This is a genomic window from Bradyrhizobium jicamae (assembly GCF_018130695.1).
Taxonomy (GTDB): Bacteria; Pseudomonadota; Alphaproteobacteria; order Rhizobiales; family Xanthobacteraceae; genus Bradyrhizobium; species Bradyrhizobium jicamae_B.
This window is the reverse complement of the sequence record NZ_JAFCJX010000030.1, coordinates 80757-96413: the sequence shown is the minus strand read 5'-3', so window position 1 is coordinate 96413 and position 15657 is coordinate 80757. Positions and strand designations below refer to the sequence as shown.

The following is a 15657-nucleotide window of genomic DNA, read 5'->3' as shown; positions in this document are numbered from 1 at the left end:
ATGCCGAACTATCGCTATCGCGCGATGAATGCCAATGGCGAGCTGGTCTCGGGCGCGATCGCTGCGCCCGCACCGGGCGACGTCGCAGTGCGCATCGAGCGGCTCGGCCTCGTGCTGGTCGACAATGTCACGCTAGAGGAGGGCGGCTCCGCAGCGCGCGCCTTCAGCCTGTTCAACAAGCCGAAGCCCGAGGACGTCACCATCTTCACCCGCGACCTCGCGCTGCTGCTCCGCGCCGGCGCGCGGATCAATGACGGGCTCGAGCTGCTCGCCGCCGATCGCGACTTCGGCCGCTTGCGGCCCGTGGTGGCCGACATCCGCTCGCGCGTCGTCGCCGGCGAAAGCTTTGCAGAGGCCTTGGCGCGGCATCAGGGCTTGTTCCCGCCGATGTATGTGGCACTGATCCGGGTCGGCGAAGCATCCGGCTCGCTCGATCAGGTGCTGGAGGTGCTCGCCGATGAGCGCACCCGCACCGAGGCGCTGAAGCGCCGGCTGATGGAGGCGGTGCGCTATCCCTTGTTCGTGCTCGGCGCGGCCGGTTGCGTGCTGCTGTTCTTCCTCACCTTCGTGCTGCCGCAGTTCGCCAGCGTCCTGCAGGACTTCGGCGCCAAGGTCGATCCGTTCATCCTCGGCTTCCTCAATCTGTCGACCTTCCTGCGCGCCAATTCGGATGCGGTGCTGGCGATCCTCGCCGGGACAATCGCGATTGCCTGGCTGTCGCTGCGGCAGGAAGGCGTGCGGCGCGGCCTGATGGGCGGGCTGACGCGGATGCCGATGGTCCGCGAGGTGATGAAATATTATCGCACCGCGCTGTTCTGCCGGAACCTCGGCCTGCTGCTCGGCAGCGGCGTCAATCTGACCACGACCTTGCGCATCCTCGTCGACATGATGGCCTCAATTGGCGCGTCGGCCGTGTGGACCGACGCCGCGGACCGGGTCCGCCACGGCGCGAAACTATCGGATGCGCTCGCCGAGACCCAGGCGCTGCCGGCGATGGCGGTGCGCATGCTCCGGCTCGGCGACGAGACCGGGCAGTTGCCGATGCTGTCGGGGCGGGTCGCCGAGTTCTACGAGGCCAAGCTGCAGCGCACGCTCGACCGCGTGGTCGGCATTGCCGGTCCCGCCGCGATCATCGTGATCAGCATCGTGGTCGGCGGTTTGATCGTGTCTGTCATGACAGCGTTGATGTCGGTGAGCCAGATTGTGGGTTGAGGTCCTTTGAAATGAAGCGATTGCAAATGAAGACGAGAACGGCACGACGGCGGCGCAGCGGCGAGGCCGGTTTCACGCTGGTCGAAATCCTCGTCGTCATCACGATCATCGGGTTGATCATGGCACTGGTCGGGCCGCGCGTGCTGAATTATCTCGGCGAGTCCAAGGCGAAGGCCGCAAAGATCCAGATCGAGAGTTTTTCGAGTGCCCTCGACCTCTATTATCTCGACCTCGGCCGCTATCCGAGCACCAATGAGGGATTGGCGGCGCTGACCCGCAGCAACAATGCGCAGGGTTGGAACGGGCCATATTTGCGCGGCGGTGTGGTGCCGAACGACCCCTGGGGCCACGGCTACATCTATCGCGCGCCGGGCGAGCGCGCGCCCTATGACATCATTTCCCTTGGTTCCGACGGACAGGAAGGCGGCAGTGGCACGGCAGCCGACATTGCAAGCGGCACGCGCTGAGCGGTCGCGGGGCGAGGCGGGTTTCGCGCTGATCGAGATCCTCTGCGTGCTCGCGATCATCGGCATGCTGGCGGCGATCATCCTGCCGTCGATCCCGCGCACCACCACGCGGGCGCGGCTGGAGAGCCTTGCGGTCGAGACCGCGGCGCTGCTCAAGGCCGATCGTAGTGCTGCGTTGCGCCGGCGTATCCAGGTCGCGACGCTGGTGGACGCGCCGTCGCGCGCGATCCGCTCCGGCGCCAGCGGGCGCGTGCTGCGCCTTCCGGCCGACGTCACGATGGACGCCACGCTTGCCGCGCGATGCGCCGACCGCAGTGCCGGGAGCTCGATCGATTTCTTTCCGTCCGGGATGTCCTGCGGCGGCACCATCGCACTGGCGCGGCCGGGCATGGGGTATGAAGTCCGCGTCAACTGGCTGACCGGAGGCGTCGAGATTGTCACGCAGAAGCCGATCTGAACGGGGTTTCACGTTGATCGAGGCGCTGGTCGCGCTCGCGATCATCGCGGCCGTGCTGTCGTCGATCGGCATGGTGATCGGCACCTCCGTGCGCGGCACCCGCTCGATCGATGCAAAGCTCTCGCTGAGCGGCGCTGCCGACACCGTGCTGGCCTCGCTTCCCCCGCGCAATGCGCTGGTTCCCGGGCGACAGACCGGTGAGCTCGCTGGCCATCGCTGGCGCATCGACGTCGCCCCGATCGCCAATGCGGCGCCGGATGCGCCGCCGAGCCGCTTCATGCCCATGGCCGTCAACATGCGGATGCAGGGGCCGGGCGGCGCCGCCATCCAGGTCACGACGGTGCGGCTGGTGCCGATGCCCTCCGAACAAAAGGCGGGCGAATGAGACGGCGGCGATCATGGCGCGATGCGTCCGGCTTCACCCTGCTCGAGGTGATGCTGGCGACGCTGTTGATGACGGTGATCCTGGCGGCGCTCGCCACCGTCACCTCGCAATGGCTGCCGAACTGGAATCGCGGCATCGCCCGCGTCCAGCGTGCCGAGCGGCTGGCAATCGGGCTCGAGCGCGTGCTCGCCGATCTCTCGGTCGCCGAGATGACGCCGATGACTGCAGACGGCAAGAAGCCGCTGTTCGAGGGCAACGAGCTCTCGGTCACCTTCGTGCGCACCGCGGTCGGCCCGAACACGCGGCCGGGGCTGGAGATCATCCGCCTGATCGAGAAGGCCGACGCACAGGGGCTGGCGCTGGTGCGCGAGCGCGCGCGGTTCCGCCCGATGCCGCAGGATGCGCAGATCCGCTTCACCGATCAGGTGGTGCTCATCCGCGCGCCATTCCGCGTGACGTTCTCCTATGCCGGGCCCGACCAGGTCTGGCAGCCGCGCTGGCGCGACCAGACGCAATTGCCGAGCCAGGTGCGCGTCGCCGTGCGCGACGGCAATACCGGGCAGGTGCTCGCCGTTTCCAGCGCCGCGATCGTGCACGTCAACGCGCCGGCGGAATGCGCGCGGGCCAAGAATGTCGCGGCATGTCTGACGGCGCGGCTCAATCCCACCGCCGACAAGAAGGAGGAGCAGCTGTGACGGCCGCGCCTCGATACGCAAGGGAATCGCAGCGCGGCTTCATCGTCATTGCGGTGTTGTGGATCCTCGCGGCGCTGTCGGCGCTGGTCCTGGTCTATCTCACCTACGTCACCAACACCGCCGTGATCGTTGCCGGCACCACCGACCGGATCCAGACCGAGGCGATGGTGACCGCGGGCCTGGAGCTGACCGCATTGAAGCTTGCCGGCTACAGCGAGGCCGCGCGCCCGACCAGCGGCACGTTCAACGCCCGCGTCGGGCGGGGCCGGGTGTTCGTGACCTTCCGCTCGGAGGCGGCGCGGATCGATCTCAACCTGGCGCCGAAGGGCTTGCTGTCGGGGCTGATGATCGGGCTCGGCGTCAACCCGTCGGATGCCGCGGTCTATGCCGACCGCATCCTGGCCTGGCGGGCGCCGACCGAGCTCGGCGCCAGCGATCCTGAAACCTCGTTCTACAAGACCTCGGGGCTCGCCTACGCGCCGCGCCACGCGCCGTTCCCGACCACGGAGGAGCTGTGGCTGGTCTACGGCATTCCCCCGGCGGTGGTCGAGCGGATGCTGCCCTTCGTCACCGTGTTCAGCAATCTTGCCTCCATCAACGTGCGTGACGCCGCGCCGCAGGTGCTGGCGGCGCTGCCGAACATCACGCCGGAGAGCCTGCAGGCGGTGCTGACCCAGCGCGCCGACCCCGCGCTCGACCCGCGGACGCTGATCGGCATCACCGGCGGCGAGGGCGCGACCCTGGCCGGCGCGAGGGCCTATCGCGTCACCGTCGAGGCGGAATTGCCGGACGGCCGGCGGAGCGGAAGCGAGGTGGTGATCCTGCTTCTCGAAAGCGGCGACGAGCCGTATCGTGTATTGTCGTGGCGTAACTCGTCCGACGGCAGCACGGCGCCGCAAAGGGCTTCTTTGAGATGAAACTGGTTTCGAGCCTCAAGGCCATGCTGGCGGCCTGGACCGGCAGCGTCGCGGCGGCGGTGATCGCAGGAATCAACCGCGTCGTGTCGCCGCGCATCGTCCGGCTCGTTGAGGGCGACGATGGCGGCTTTGCGGTGGAAGCGGCCGGCAAGGCGGACAACGCGCCAACACGGATCGCCTGGGCCGACAGCGCGCTGTCGGCACCGAATCTCGCGAATCTGTTCCGCGGCAGCCGGGTCGAGATCGTGCTGCAGCCGAAACGGTTTCTGTTCCGTCCGCTGGAACTGCCGGCCCGCGCGGCGGATTTCCTCGAAGGCATCGTGCGCGCGCAGATCGACCGCCTGACGCCGTGGAGCGCGGGCGAAGCCGTGTTCGGCTGCACCGCGCCGGTCGCACAAGGCGCAGACGGCATCACCACCATGATCGCGGCGACCACCCGCAAGGTCGCGACATCCTATGCGCAGGCGGTGGCCGCGTTCCATCCGGCGGCGGTGGCTGTATGCACCGATGTCGAGGGCCATGGGAGCCGCGTGAAGGTGTTCGAGCAGAGCGCGCGCGGCGCGCTCGATGTCAACAGGCTCAGCCGCGCGCTGCAGCTCGTGCTGGCGGTCGCTGCCGTCGCGGCGCTGCTCTCGGCGTCGGTGTCGGCCTATGTCGCCAGCAGCCTCGGCGCGCAGGAGGATGAGGTGGCGCGGCAGATCTCGGCGCGCCGGGCCGCGATCCGCGCCGGCTCCGACGGTGGCGACCGCTCGCCGGTCGCAGCCCTCGAGCGGCGCAAATACGAGACGCCGGCGAGCGTGATCGTGCTGGAGAGTTTGAGCCGGCTGCTGCCCGACCACACCTATGTCACGGAGATGCATCTCGCCGGCAACAAGCTGCAGATCTCGGGTATCACGGCCGATGCACCGTCGCTGATTCCGCTGATCGAGCAGTCCGGGCATTTCACCCGCGCCACCTTCTATGCGCCGACCACGCGTGCGCCGTCCGATCCCGGCGAGCGCTTCCATATCGAGGCGCGGGTCGAGCCGAAGAACACGGTGACGCCATGAGTGTCGGCAACATCGTCACGCGTACGCTGACGCATTCGCCGTTGATCGCCGTGGTGCTGTATCTCGCGGTGCTCGTCGGCCTCGTGACGACGAGCGCGCTTGCGATCACCGACGTCTTCGATCACCAGCGCGCGCTGGTGCAATCCTCCGACCTGCTTGACCAGCTGCGCGGCCGCAAGCCGCGCAACGCCGGGGCGCTCTCGGCGGAGCATCCCGGCACGCCATTCCTGGAGGGGCCGACGGTCACGGTCGCCGGCGCCGCGCTGCTGCAACGCGTCGCCGCTGCGGTCGGCGCGGTCGGCGGCACCATCCAGTCCTCGCAGGTCGATGTGCTCGGGACCCAGGCCAAGGATGGCTTCGTCGGCCTCGTCGTCAGCTGTGAGATGGAGCAGCCGGCGCTGCAGAAGCTGCTCTACGACATCGAGGTCGGGATGCCCTTCCTGTTCGTCGACCAGCTCGACGTCCAGGTGCCGCAGAATACTGCAGTCAACGAGGGCGTTGCGGGCCGGATCCGCGTCGTGATCGGCGTTTCCGGACAGTGGCAGGGCAGCAAGTAGGCGCCGCGATCAAGTTGGGGTGAATCGTCACCGCGTCTCGGTTCTTGTTTGCGCATGATCTCGGCGCAAACGCTCCGCGCATGTCGCCGGTTCGCGCTGGCACCGATGCAGCCTTCGGGTCCGGATCATGCTTTCGCAAAAGGTGATGGCCCGCCAAGTCTTTTGGCGGGCCATCTTTTCCTGGATCGAAAACCGTATCTGCTTCCGAGGGATTACTTCAACGGAATGGACGTCGGAGTTCCGTTGGTTCCATTACCGTCGATGCTGTTGTTGCCATAGGAATTGACCAGCCCGCCGGAGAGTGCGGCTACGCCAGTCGTGTTGCCGGTAATGGTAACGTTGTTGAGTCGTGCAAACGCGCCCGAGTTGATCGCACGGACCCCGTTTCCGGCGTTGCCGAGGATGAGCGCATTGTTGTCGACGGTCACGCCGATCGGTGCGCCTGCCACAAATACGATGCCGTCCTGCCGGTTGTACTGCAAGATGCCGCCGTGGATCACCGCATTGACGCCCGTCGTGCTGCCCGACGTATCGATCGCCAGCCCGAACGCGTTGTTGTAGGCCGTGATGTTGGTCAAATCGACGAATGCGCCGCCGCCGGATGCCGGATTGACCTGAACAGCCGCACCCGTCGAGGCCGTCCCGTTGCCGCTGGCGTTCAATCCGTTGATGAACAATCTGCTGAATGCCTGCGGCGCAAACTTGACGCCGAAGCCGTTGGGCGAGGCGCCGCCAAAGCCGTAAAACGCGCCGCCATAGATTTGCAGCAGATAACCGGAGTTGAACAGGACGCCATTGTCCGACGTGCCGTTCCCTCTCAGTTCGAGGTTCACAAGACTTATGTTAGCGTTGGCAGGCGCATTGATCGTAATGGCATTGCCGGAGGTCACGGAAATGAGAGCGCGCGAACCCGGATCGTTCGTCGAACTTCCTGAAATTCGAATTGCCTTGGTGATCACCACCGCACCAAAGTCGGCAACGGCGTCGAGCGCCTGGATAAAGCCTCCAGCGTTGGTCTGATCGTGCGCTCTCTGGAAATTCCTGCAAGGCGCTGCGAAAGTACAGGCGTTGCCATCGTTCCCTGTCGATGAGACAAAGCTGGTGACATTTTGCGCTAACGCGCCTCCGGTACCGATAAAAGTCGATGCTAACAAAATTCCAAACGACAGACAGAGCCCCTTGCGCATGTGCAATATCCTTTCTGCATCGCTGTGGGAGAAATACGCGGCTGAAATGCTGCCGCAATTGAAACAAGCTTTAAACACATTGACGATAGCGGCAGCCGAACATGCGCGTCAAGCTGTCGCGACCGATTTGGTTGTGATCAGAGGCCGGGGACTCTTCCGGTCGCGCTCGGGACGCGCCCGGGGTCATAGGTGGGCGCGAGCGAGATCGTCGGCGGCGGTAATTGGCCGCGGGAGTGCGCTGCCAAATCTTGCAACCCCGGTAAAACCCCGGGGACGCCACCGCTGTAGGTTGCGGGCTGCACCGGCAGGTTGAGCGGCGCCTCTCCCGGCAATGGAAGTTTGACGACAACTGTCTGGTGATCTTTCTCGAGCGTGGTTTCTCGTCCCCGAACCAGGCGCAAGATCCATCCGACATGGCCATCACCGACCTTCAGGCGAATCGTTTTCCCTGTCGACTGGTCCATGAATATCGCGATGCCCTGCTGGTCGTTCACAACCGAACCGACGAGGGTCAGCTGCGGGGTCTCCGGCGAAGGCGGTGGTGGCGGCCTGACAGGCTCTGGCGGTGGCGCGATTGCCACGGCGCGGGCGGGGGCGCGGCGCGAGGCGCTGAAAATGGGACGTTCGCGCGTGACCGACAACGTCGAAAGAGGAATCGCCCAAAGCGGATTCCCATGCCGCTCGACGTCGTCTCGCTTCGCGGCCGGAGCTGACGGAGCACGGGCACCATAGCTGAATGTTTCTATCGGCCGCGCCGAATCCCTGCCCAGGCTGATCGGCGGCAGCTCAAGGTCCCGGTCGAGCTGATCCCCAGTGGGAAGCGCGTGTGCTCCTGCCGCCCAAACCAGAAAAACTGTACTCAGTCCTGAAATAGTGCGACGCGAATAAAGATTGCAACGGTTCATCGTCTTGGCACCGTCGGTTGGAATGGCCTCAGGGTACACCAATTCCCCGCTGTGGCCACAAGTTTTGGATTGGTGCGCGGCAGGGATGGCTCCCCCTGCAAGCCAAGTTCACCAGCTGTACTTCGCGACGCCCTTGCCGGCGTAGCTCGTGACATTGCCGGAGAACTCGCCCTCGAAGGTGGCGGCGAGCGAGAAGCCGTTCAGCCACTTGACCTCGGCGCCGCCGCTGACGAGGGCCGAGTCCGGATTGCCCTTGGCGCCGTTGACCACGAAGCTCGCGCCGGGCAGCGTCTGGAAGATCGCGGTGACCGCGCGATCGTTGTTGTAGTCGTGCGCCCAGGCGAGGCGGCCGCGCAGTGTCAGCATTGCGTCCTGCAGCGCATACGACTTGTCGGTGCGCAGGCCGAGCTCGGTGCGGGTCGCGGTCGTGGTCTGCGAATTGTAGTTCAGCGCGAATTGCGGCGTGCCGACGATCGCGGTCTCGCCATAGCCGGGCAGATGGAAGCTGATTGCCTGCGCCGCGGCATAGGGCGTGATGCCGACGAACGGCGTCGCGAAGCGATAGCCGCCCTCGAACCGCGCGGAGAAGCTTTCGGCGCGGAAGCGGCCCTGCAACTGATCGAAGCCGGCCAAGGTCACGGTGCGGTTGGTGGTGACATCGTGCCAGCCATAGCCGAGCGCGGCGGCGAGATAGGCCGGGCCGATATTGTGGCGGCCGAACACGCCGGCCTGGAACAGATCGGCGGAGCCGCTGCCCATCGCGTTGGCGAGCGAATAGTTGGTACCGCCGCCGCCGAGCGCGAAGCCGACCAGCGTGTCCGGATTGATCTTGTAGTCGGCGCCCGCCGCAACGCCCCAGATCCGCGCGGTGGTGTCCTGCGAGCCGATCACGGCATTGCCGCTCGTCGTCGCCGAGCCGCCATAGCCGGCCCCCCAGACGCTCCAGCGGTTGGCCGGGGCTGCCATCAGCAGCGGCGCCTTCGTCGCCATCGCATAGGCGGCGCGCTCGCTCGCGGTCGCCGGACGCCGCTCGGCATAGTCCAGCGCGTCATCCTCGGCGGCAAAGCGCGAGGCGCTGTTCGGCGCGGTGAACCCGGCGCCACGGCCGGCGATGGTCGGATCGAGCAGCAGATTGAGGAACTGGCTGTCGGCGTTGATCGAGGACTGGATCACGCCGGTGCCGAGCTCGCCGGAGGCGACCGTCAGCCCGGCGGCATTGAGCATGGCGAAGGCCGCCGGGATCGAACCTGTCGTGTTGAAGAAGTTCGTCAGCGTGTTGGCGACATTCTGCTGATTGAGGTTCAACCCGGTCGGCGAGATGAATTTCAGCTGGATGTTGAGATAGGCGTTGTTGGCGTCGTAGCTCAGCGTCGACTGGAGATTGGAATTGTTGGAGATGACCGTCGGGTCGAAGGTCGTGTTGTTGAGGCCGCCGGTCGCGCTCAGGATGGTGTACTGCCGGTTGACATAGCTGCCGGCCTGAAACACCGCATTGACCTTGGCGCCGCCGAGATCGGCGGTGCCGCTGACGTTGGTAAGGCCGGCATTGGTCGGCGACACCTGGATCATGTAGGTCGAGGCGGCCGTAAAGGAGAGGTTGCCCTGTACGGTGAGCGGTCCGAACACGCTGCCGCCGGTCGAGCCGGCAACCAGCGTGCCGCCTGCGACTGCGGTGTTGCCGACCGTGCCGGAGCCGGCGAGCGTGCCGCCGGCGTTCACGGTGGTCAGCGCCGAGGTGGCGATTGAGCCGTCGACCACCAGCGTGCCGCCATTGACCGTGGTGTTGCCGGTGTAGGTGTTGGCGCCGGCGAGCACCTCCGTGCCAGCGGCCAGCACGATTCCCTTGGCGCCCTGGATGCTGCCGGAGAACGTTCCGTTAGCGTCGGTAATCGTCAGGTCGCCGCCGGCAATGAACGGGATATTGACGATACCCGTGCTGGCTCCCGAGAGCGACTTGATCGACGGGGCGCTCACGTCAAACTCGAGCAAGCCGTTGACGATCACCTGGCTGGAGGCCGCGATACTGCCCTGTCCGGTAATCACGCCGGGCTGAAGATAGAGACTGCCGCCAGCGGCGATCGTCGTGGTGCCTGTGTAAGTGTTGGTGCCGCCGAGAATCTGGCTGGCGCCACTGGCGATCGTCAGGCTGCCGCCGGTACCGAAGCCGATGCCGCCATCCTGGATGACGCCGTCGTAGATCGGGGTGGCCCCGGTGAGGGTGAGAGTTTTCGAACCCAATGCGACGACGCCGCCGAAGAAAGCAAACAGTCCGCCGACCGATGTACCGGTGGTTGTTTGGGAAATATCCAGCGTGCCGGTGCCGCCGAGGGTGACAATCGAGTTCGCGATCGAGCCATTGCCTTTGAGGGCGAGGGTGGCTCCGTTCGAGATCCCGCTCGTACCCAGGTAAGTGTTGACGCCAGAGAGGGTTTGCGTGCCGGCCTGGACGACCACGCCAGTGCCGCCCTGGATCGAACCCGCGAATTCGGTTGACGCGTTTGCGATGTTGAGCGTGTTACCACCGATCACGACGCCGCTGCTACCGCCGGCAAGCGTCTGGATCGTCGGCCCGTTCACCGCGGATACGTCAAAGGTCCCGTTCACCGTAACGACGCTGGAGTTCGAAATGCTGCCGGCGCCGGAGAGCGCCAGCGTGCCCGCCGAGATCGTCGTCGGGCCAGTATAGGTGTTGGCCGCGGTCAGCGTCATCGTGCCGGTGCCGACCTTGGTCAGGCCGCCGCCGGTGCCGGAGATTACGCCGTCGACTTGCGTGCTGAGATTGTTGCTGCCGGTCGTCAGCGTCTTGGCGCCGAGCACATAGTTGCCCGCGCCCTCGATCGAGCCTGCGGTCATGCCGCCCGAGGTCAGGCCCGACATGTCGAAGGTGCCGCCCGAGGCGGTGATGAAGCGCGCGCCGCCGCCGGTGCTCGAGCCGGTGAAGCTCGTGGTCGCGCCGTTGTTCGTCGTGATGGTGGAGCTGCCCGCGGTCGCCGAACCGCTGAACGTCAGCGAGCTGTTGTTGGTGATGGTGGAGCTGCCGGCGCTCGCCGAGCCGCTGAACGTGAGCGAGCTGGTGTTGGTGATCGTGGAGCTGCCTGCCGTCGAGGAGTTGTTGAACTGCAGCGTGCCGTCATTGGTGATCGATGCGGTGGCGGCGGTCGTCGAGCCGTTGAAGGTCAGCACGCCAACAACACCGTTGGAGATCGTCGCGCTGCCGGCCGACGCGTTGTCGAAGAAATCCATCCCGATATTGTTGGTGATGTTGGCGCTGCCGGCGGTGCTGCTGTTGAAGAACTGCACGTTGCCGAAATTGACGATAACAGCTGTGCCGGCCGAGCTGGTGTCGTTAAAGGCCATCGTGCCGCCGGTGACGTTGTACGTCACTGGCGTGCTGCCGCCGCTCGCGGTGCTTGAATTCGTGAACACCATCGACGAGCTGACGTTGAAGGTCTGCGCGTTGGTCGAATTGTTGGAGACCCCGGCACCATTCACGACGAAGATGTCGTTGGTGTTGATGGTATAGGCCTGGGCATTCGGCGCAGCCGTGAACAGGATGCTGCCGATGTTCACCAGAGCGTTGCTGTCGACCGTGGTCGATCCCGTGTTGGTGAATGTTGCAGTGCCGTCCGGCACCGTCGGGGTGGACGTCCAGTTGGTGCCGTCCGTCCACTCCGTGCTCGTTGCCCCGGTCCAGGTCCCATCGACCGCATGCGCCGACACCACGCCAAGCGCCGTCGTGGCAAGCAGCACCGCGACCGATTGACGGACAGTGGCATTCAATCCTTGGCGAAGGAAGGGAACGGGCAGTTTCAGATCGGCCATGGCGTCGGTCTCAAAATGTTTACGTCCGGAAATCTTGTGCTACTGCGGCCGAGCAACACAAACCGGCGACACCAACTGCACCGATTTTCGCCATAATCCCACGGCGTTGCACCCGCACGCAACGCAACGCGGCGGTTTTTGACTGCAGCTTTAGCGCGATCGTTTCGTATTTCGGACAGCGTGACTGTTTGGCAACATCGAGGGCGAAACCGACCCCGCAAGTTCCGTTCTTGTCCAGGCTGTCACGGTAGCAAATCGCCGCGGCCTGCCGGCACGATTCGTCATCAGGTTGATGAAACGGACCGCTGCGGATAGGTTGGGCGTGCACCGCAAGAATTCCTTGCGGCCGGTGCCGGGAGAATCATGGTCAGCTGGTCCAAACTCGCTGGTCTCGCGCTATTCGCGGGCACCGCCCTGTGCGCTGCCTCGCAGCCACGGGCCGCGACCTCATCGACCATCGATATCCTGTCCAACGACCGGCCCGGCGACGGCGCCGAGACGGTCGATGTCGGCAGCATGAAACCGCTGGCCCGTCCGAATCGCGAGCCGGTCAAGGCGCCATCCAGCGGCAATCCGCTGTGGTCGGTGCCATTGTCGGTGCTCGGCGCGACGCAGGCGCGGCCGATCTTCTCGGCCTCGCGGCGACCGCCGCAACAGGCGGTTGTCGCGCCGGCGGCCGCAATTGCGCCGCCACCGCCGGCTCCGTCCGAGCCGGACCGGCCGGCGCTGGCGCTGATCGGGGCGGTGGTCGGCGACAGCGATGCGATCGCCGTCTTCCTCGACCGCGCGACGCAGAAGACGGTCCGTCTGCGGCAGGGCGACAGCCATGCCGGCTGGCAGTTGAGCGCCGTGCAGGCCCGCGAGGTCACGTTCAAGAAAGCCGACCGCAGCGAGGTGTTGGCACTGCAGCGTCAGGAAGGGACTGCCGATGCTCCGCCAGCCGTGGCTGCCACCGGGCCGGCCGTTCCGGCGCCGCAACCGGTCGCGGGCGCGTTCGACGGATCCTACGCGCCGTTCACGCCGCGTTCGACGCCGAAGAACGGCGAGTCGGACGGGTTGTGAGCGCGGGAGCGCTTAGGCCTCGAGGATCGCGCCAAGCGCATCGCAGACGCGCTGCTGCTGGTCTTCGCTGAGCCCGATCCACATCGGCAGCCTGATCAGCTGTTCGGACAGCGACACCGTCAGCGGCAGCTCGCCCTGCGTGCGCGCAAAACGCCGGCCTGCCGGCGACGAATGCAGCGGCACGTAGTGGAACACCGCGTTGATGGCGCGCTCCTTCAGTTTCCGCAGCACCATTGCGCGGTCGGTTCCGTTTCGCAGCAGCACATAATAGAGATGGCCATTGTGGTCGCAGCCATCAGGCACGACCGGGCGCCGCAGGCGTTCGCGCCGCTCCAGTGCTTCGAGCCTGTCGTGATAGCGTTGCCAGAGCACGATCCGTTCGCGCTTGATGCGTTCGGCTTCCTCCAGCTGCGCCCACAGGAAGGCGGCGTTGATGTCGCTCGGCAGGAACGAGGAGCCGATGTCCTGCCAGGTATATTTGTCGACCTCGCCGCGGAAGAAGCGGGCGCGGTCGGTGCCCTTCTCGCGGATGATCTCGGCGCGCTGCGCCAGCGCGGGATCGTTCACCAGCAGCGCGCCGCCTTCGCCCGAGATCACGTTCTTGGTCTCGTGGAAGCTGAAGCTGCCGAGATCGCCGATCGCGCCCAGCGCGCGGCCCTTGTAGCTCGCCGTGACACCCTGCGCCGCGTCCTCGACCACGGCGAGGTGGTGGCGCTTGGCGATCGCCATGATCGTATCCATCTCGCAGGACACGCCGGCATAATGCACCGGCACGATGGCGCGCGTGCGCGGCGTGATCGCCGCCTCGATCAGCTTTTCGTCGAGATTGAGCGTGTCCTCGCGGATGTCGACGAAGACAGGCACGCCGCCGCGCAGCACGAAGGCGTTGGCGGTCGAGACGAATGTGAAGGACGGCATGATGATTTCATCGCCGTCGCTTATGTCGAGCAGCAGCGCCGCCATGTCGAGCGCCGACGAGCATGAATGCGTCAACAGTGCCTTGGCGCACCCGGTGTGCTGCTCGATCCATCGGTGGCAGCGTCGGGTGAACGCGCCATCGCCCGACAGGTGGCGAAGTCGGTGTGCCTCGGCGACGTAGGCTAGTTCCTTGCCGGTCGAGTAGGGCAGGTTAAACGGAACGAGATCGGGGGCCACGGCGGTGCCTTGCGGGCGGGTTGGAGAGCGCCAGGTCGGGCGCGGATCAGTCCAGATAGGCGGTTTTGCGAGGGCAAATCAACGGCCAAATCGGGAGGTAATGGAGGCGGTGCGCCACTCCGCCGAGGCTCTCGACATCGCCGGTTCGCCCTGCTAGCCCGGTCCGGATGCTGGCGGCGTGTCATCTCGAAGCGGGGTGATCAGGGCCCGGCAAGCAACGGCCTGACAGCTGGATGGCATTGAGGAAAGATCCCCCCGACCTGCTCGGCAACTCCGCATGGAATGCGATCGCATTTGCGGTGGCGGTGCTGCTCAACCTGGCGATCCTGCCGTTCGTGGTGCTGCGGCTCGGCCTCGCCGCGTTCGGCGTCGCCGGCCTGGTCACGGCTTGCGTCGCGCCGGCGCTGGTGTTCAGCAACACGCTGGCGATGTCGACCGCGCGCGAGCTGGCGCAGCGGCTGTCGCCATCCGACCGCGACGACGCAAGGCGGCTGTTCGCGACCGCGGCGATGCTGGCGATCGCCGGCGGCGGGCTGATCGCGCTCGTGCTGGTGACCGTCGGCGCACCGTTCGCGCGCCTTGGATTTCACCTCAATGGACCGGCCGCCGACGATCTCGGACTGGCCTTCGTGCTGGCTGCGGCCGGCTGGCTGTGCCAGTGCGTCGGCGCGGTCTTCCTCGCGCTGTTCACGGCGCGGCAGGACTACCGTCGCATCGCCGCGATCAGCATCGCCAGCACGGTGGTCGCGACAGCTGCGATGCTGCTGTTGATTCCGCTCGCGCCGCGTGCCTCGACGTTCCTCGGATGCCAGGCGCTCGGCCTTGCCACCAGCCTGCTCGCCACCGCCTTCTGGTCGCATCGCGCGGTTGGCGCGTGGCAGGCCCGGCCCGCGCTGCATCGCGACGCGCTGCACCGCCTGTTCAAGCTCGGCAGCTGGCAGATGGCGGCGCAGGGCGGCGCCTTGCTCGCGGCGCAGGCGGATCGCTATCTGCTCGGCGCGCTGCTGCAGCCGCAATATGTCGGCTTCTACGGCGTCGCACAGCGGCTCGAGGAGGCCGTCTATGTCGGCGTGCTGAAGGTCGGCGAAATCCTGTTTCCGTTCTTCAGCTCGCTGCAGCACGAGGCCGAAGCGCGCAAGGCCGATCTCCTGCTGCGCGCGTCCTGGATCCTCAACGTGCTCGCCGCCAGCACGCTTGGCGGTCTCGTTCCCGTCGCGGGACCGCTGCTGCATTTGTGGACCGGTGCGGAAGTGGCCGCCGAGGCGCAGCGGGTGCTGGTGGTGCTGTCGATCGCGGGCATTCTGGGATCGAGCGCCAACGTGTTCGCGTTCTATCTGCTGGCCGAGGCGCGCTCGCGCTCGAATGCGCAAATCGCGCTCGTCACCGGCGCCGTCACGCTCGCCACCAGCGCGATCGCCTTGCCGCTGTTCGGATGGCAGGCGGCCGGCTGGAGCGCCTGCATCGGCATGATTGCGCAGATGACCACGACCGTGCTGTTGCTGCGCCGGAGTTTTGACCTCGCCGGCCTGTGGTCGCGGGTGCTGCATTTCGTGCTGATGCCGCTCGGCGTCGGCATCGTCACCGCGCTGGTGCTGCGTGGCGCGTTGGCGCGCGCCGCATTCGAACTTGCGCCGTCCTGGTGGTCCGTCGTGACAGTTGCCGCGCTCTCGGCTGCGACGATCTTCGTCGTGGCCGTTGCGGCGTCGCAGCTCGGACCCTACCGCGCCGTCTGCCGGCGCGATCTGCGCGCCATCGCCGGCCGCTTCCTGCCGTTGAGGGCGGTCTAG

At 66.3% G+C, this 15657-nt stretch carries 15 protein-coding genes; 10 read left to right on the top strand and 5 right to left on the bottom strand.

The genetic code is table 11. The features are described 5' to 3' along the window. From JQ604_RS33240 to gspM, 8 genes are read left to right on the top strand one after another with little or no spacing between them, the layout of a single operon-like run. Positions 1 to 1212 carry a type II secretion system F family protein gene (locus tag JQ604_RS33240; RefSeq protein ID WP_212364943.1) on the top strand — a complete coding sequence of 404 codons (1212 nt, stop codon included), beginning with the start codon at positions 1 to 3 and terminating at the stop codon, positions 1210 to 1212. Between the two features lie 26 nt (positions 1213 to 1238). Continuing rightward, positions 1239 to 1679 (top strand): type II secretion system major pseudopilin GspG, encoded by a 441-nt coding sequence (gspG, locus tag JQ604_RS33235; RefSeq protein ID WP_249159020.1) that lies wholly within the window; start codon positions 1239 to 1241, stop codon positions 1677 to 1679. Then, positions 1642 to 2136, top strand: a complete 495-nt coding sequence (locus tag JQ604_RS33230) for a prepilin-type N-terminal cleavage/methylation domain-containing protein (protein WP_212364941.1) — start codon at positions 1642 to 1644, stop codon at positions 2134 to 2136. The genes gspG and JQ604_RS33230 overlap by 38 nt, the downstream gene beginning before the upstream one ends. After that, positions 2114 to 2521 (top strand): prepilin-type N-terminal cleavage/methylation domain-containing protein, encoded by a 408-nt coding sequence (locus JQ604_RS33225; protein WP_212364940.1) that lies wholly within the window; start codon positions 2114 to 2116, stop codon positions 2519 to 2521. Before JQ604_RS33230 ends, JQ604_RS33225 begins: the two co-directional genes overlap by 23 nt. Further along, positions 2518 to 3216 (top strand): PulJ/GspJ family protein, encoded by a 699-nt coding sequence (locus JQ604_RS33220; protein ID WP_212364939.1) that lies wholly within the window; start codon positions 2518 to 2520, stop codon positions 3214 to 3216. Before JQ604_RS33225 ends, JQ604_RS33220 begins: the two co-directional genes overlap by 4 nt. Then, positions 3213 to 4133, top strand: coding sequence for a general secretion pathway protein GspK (locus tag JQ604_RS33215; RefSeq protein ID WP_349631172.1), 921 nt, complete (start codon positions 3213 to 3215; stop codon positions 4131 to 4133). The genes JQ604_RS33220 and JQ604_RS33215 overlap by 4 nt, the downstream gene beginning before the upstream one ends. Then, the gene (locus JQ604_RS33210) at positions 4130 to 5182 is read left to right on the top strand and encodes a PilN domain-containing protein (protein ID WP_212364937.1); all 1053 of its coding nucleotides are present in this window, start codon (positions 4130 to 4132) and stop codon (positions 5180 to 5182) included. Before JQ604_RS33215 ends, JQ604_RS33210 begins: the two co-directional genes overlap by 4 nt. Next, positions 5179 to 5739, top strand: a complete 561-nt coding sequence (gene gspM, locus JQ604_RS33205) for a type II secretion system protein GspM (protein WP_212364936.1) — start codon at positions 5179 to 5181, stop codon at positions 5737 to 5739. The genes JQ604_RS33210 and gspM overlap by 4 nt, the downstream gene beginning before the upstream one ends. 212 nt (positions 5740 to 5951) lie before the next feature. Here the strand turns inward: gspM and JQ604_RS33200 are convergent, their stop codons facing one another. The 4 genes from JQ604_RS33200 to JQ604_RS33185 all read right to left on the bottom strand — a co-directional run bounded on the left by JQ604_RS33200 (position 5952) and on the right by JQ604_RS33185 (position 11981). Continuing rightward, the gene (locus JQ604_RS33200; RefSeq protein ID WP_212364935.1) at positions 5952 to 6926 is read right to left on the bottom strand and encodes a hypothetical protein; all 975 of its coding nucleotides are present in this window, start codon (positions 6924 to 6926) and stop codon (positions 5952 to 5954) included. Between the two features lie 137 nt (positions 6927 to 7063). Continuing rightward, positions 7064 to 7870 (bottom strand): hypothetical protein, encoded by an 807-nt coding sequence (locus tag JQ604_RS33195; RefSeq protein ID WP_212364934.1) that lies wholly within the window; start codon positions 7868 to 7870, stop codon positions 7064 to 7066. Positions 7871 to 7939: 69 nt separating this feature from the next. Then, a complete protein-coding gene (locus JQ604_RS33190) occupies positions 7940 to 11653 on the bottom strand; it encodes an autotransporter outer membrane beta-barrel domain-containing protein (protein WP_212364933.1) in 3714 nt (1237 codons plus the stop codon). A 19-nt stretch (positions 11654 to 11672) separates the two neighbouring features. After that, positions 11673 to 11981 carry a hypothetical protein gene (locus JQ604_RS33185; protein WP_212364932.1) on the bottom strand — a complete coding sequence of 103 codons (309 nt, stop codon included), beginning with the start codon at positions 11979 to 11981 and terminating at the stop codon, positions 11673 to 11675. Positions 11982 to 12016: 35 nt separating this feature from the next. Between JQ604_RS33185 and JQ604_RS33180 the strand changes: the two genes are divergently transcribed. Continuing rightward, positions 12017 to 12715 carry a hypothetical protein gene (locus JQ604_RS33180; protein WP_212364931.1) on the top strand — a complete coding sequence of 233 codons (699 nt, stop codon included), beginning with the start codon at positions 12017 to 12019 and terminating at the stop codon, positions 12713 to 12715. A gap of 12 nt (positions 12716 to 12727) precedes the next feature. On the opposite strand, the gene rffA is transcribed toward JQ604_RS33180, so the two are convergent. Then, a complete protein-coding gene (rffA, locus tag JQ604_RS33175) occupies positions 12728 to 13870 on the bottom strand; it encodes a dTDP-4-amino-4,6-dideoxygalactose transaminase (RefSeq protein WP_212364930.1) in 1143 nt (380 codons plus the stop codon). Between the two features lie 233 nt (positions 13871 to 14103). Between rffA and JQ604_RS33170 the strand changes: the two genes are divergently transcribed. Further along, positions 14104 to 15657, top strand: coding sequence for a lipopolysaccharide biosynthesis protein (locus JQ604_RS33170; RefSeq protein ID WP_212364929.1), 1554 nt, complete (start codon positions 14104 to 14106; stop codon positions 15655 to 15657).

What these genes read in the sequence shown, in the direction of transcription:
- JQ604_RS33240 (WP_212364943.1), top strand. Translation starts at nt 1, where the DNA reads ATGCCGAACTATCGCTATCGCGCGATGAATGCCAATGGCGAGCTGGTC.
- gspG (WP_249159020.1), top strand. Translation starts at nt 1,239, where the DNA reads ATGAAGACGAGAACGGCACGACGGCGGCGCAGCGGCGAGGCCGGTTTC.
- JQ604_RS33220 (WP_212364939.1), top strand. Translation starts at nt 2,518, where the DNA reads ATGAGACGGCGGCGATCATGGCGCGATGCGTCCGGCTTCACCCTGCTC.
- JQ604_RS33210 (WP_212364937.1), top strand. Translation starts at nt 4,130, where the DNA reads ATGAAACTGGTTTCGAGCCTCAAGGCCATGCTGGCGGCCTGGACCGGC.
- gspM (WP_212364936.1), top strand. Translation starts at nt 5,179, where the DNA reads ATGAGTGTCGGCAACATCGTCACGCGTACGCTGACGCATTCGCCGTTG.
- JQ604_RS33200 (WP_212364935.1), bottom strand. Translation starts at nt 6,926, where the DNA reads ATGCGCAAGGGGCTCTGTCTGTCGTTTGGAATTTTGTTAGCATCGACT.
- JQ604_RS33190 (WP_212364933.1), bottom strand. Translation starts at nt 11,653, where the DNA reads ATGGCCGATCTGAAACTGCCCGTTCCCTTCCTTCGCCAAGGATTGAAT.
- JQ604_RS33180 (WP_212364931.1), top strand. Translation starts at nt 12,017, where the DNA reads ATGGTCAGCTGGTCCAAACTCGCTGGTCTCGCGCTATTCGCGGGCACC.
- JQ604_RS33170 (WP_212364929.1), top strand. Translation starts at nt 14,104, where the DNA reads ATGGCATTGAGGAAAGATCCCCCCGACCTGCTCGGCAACTCCGCATGG.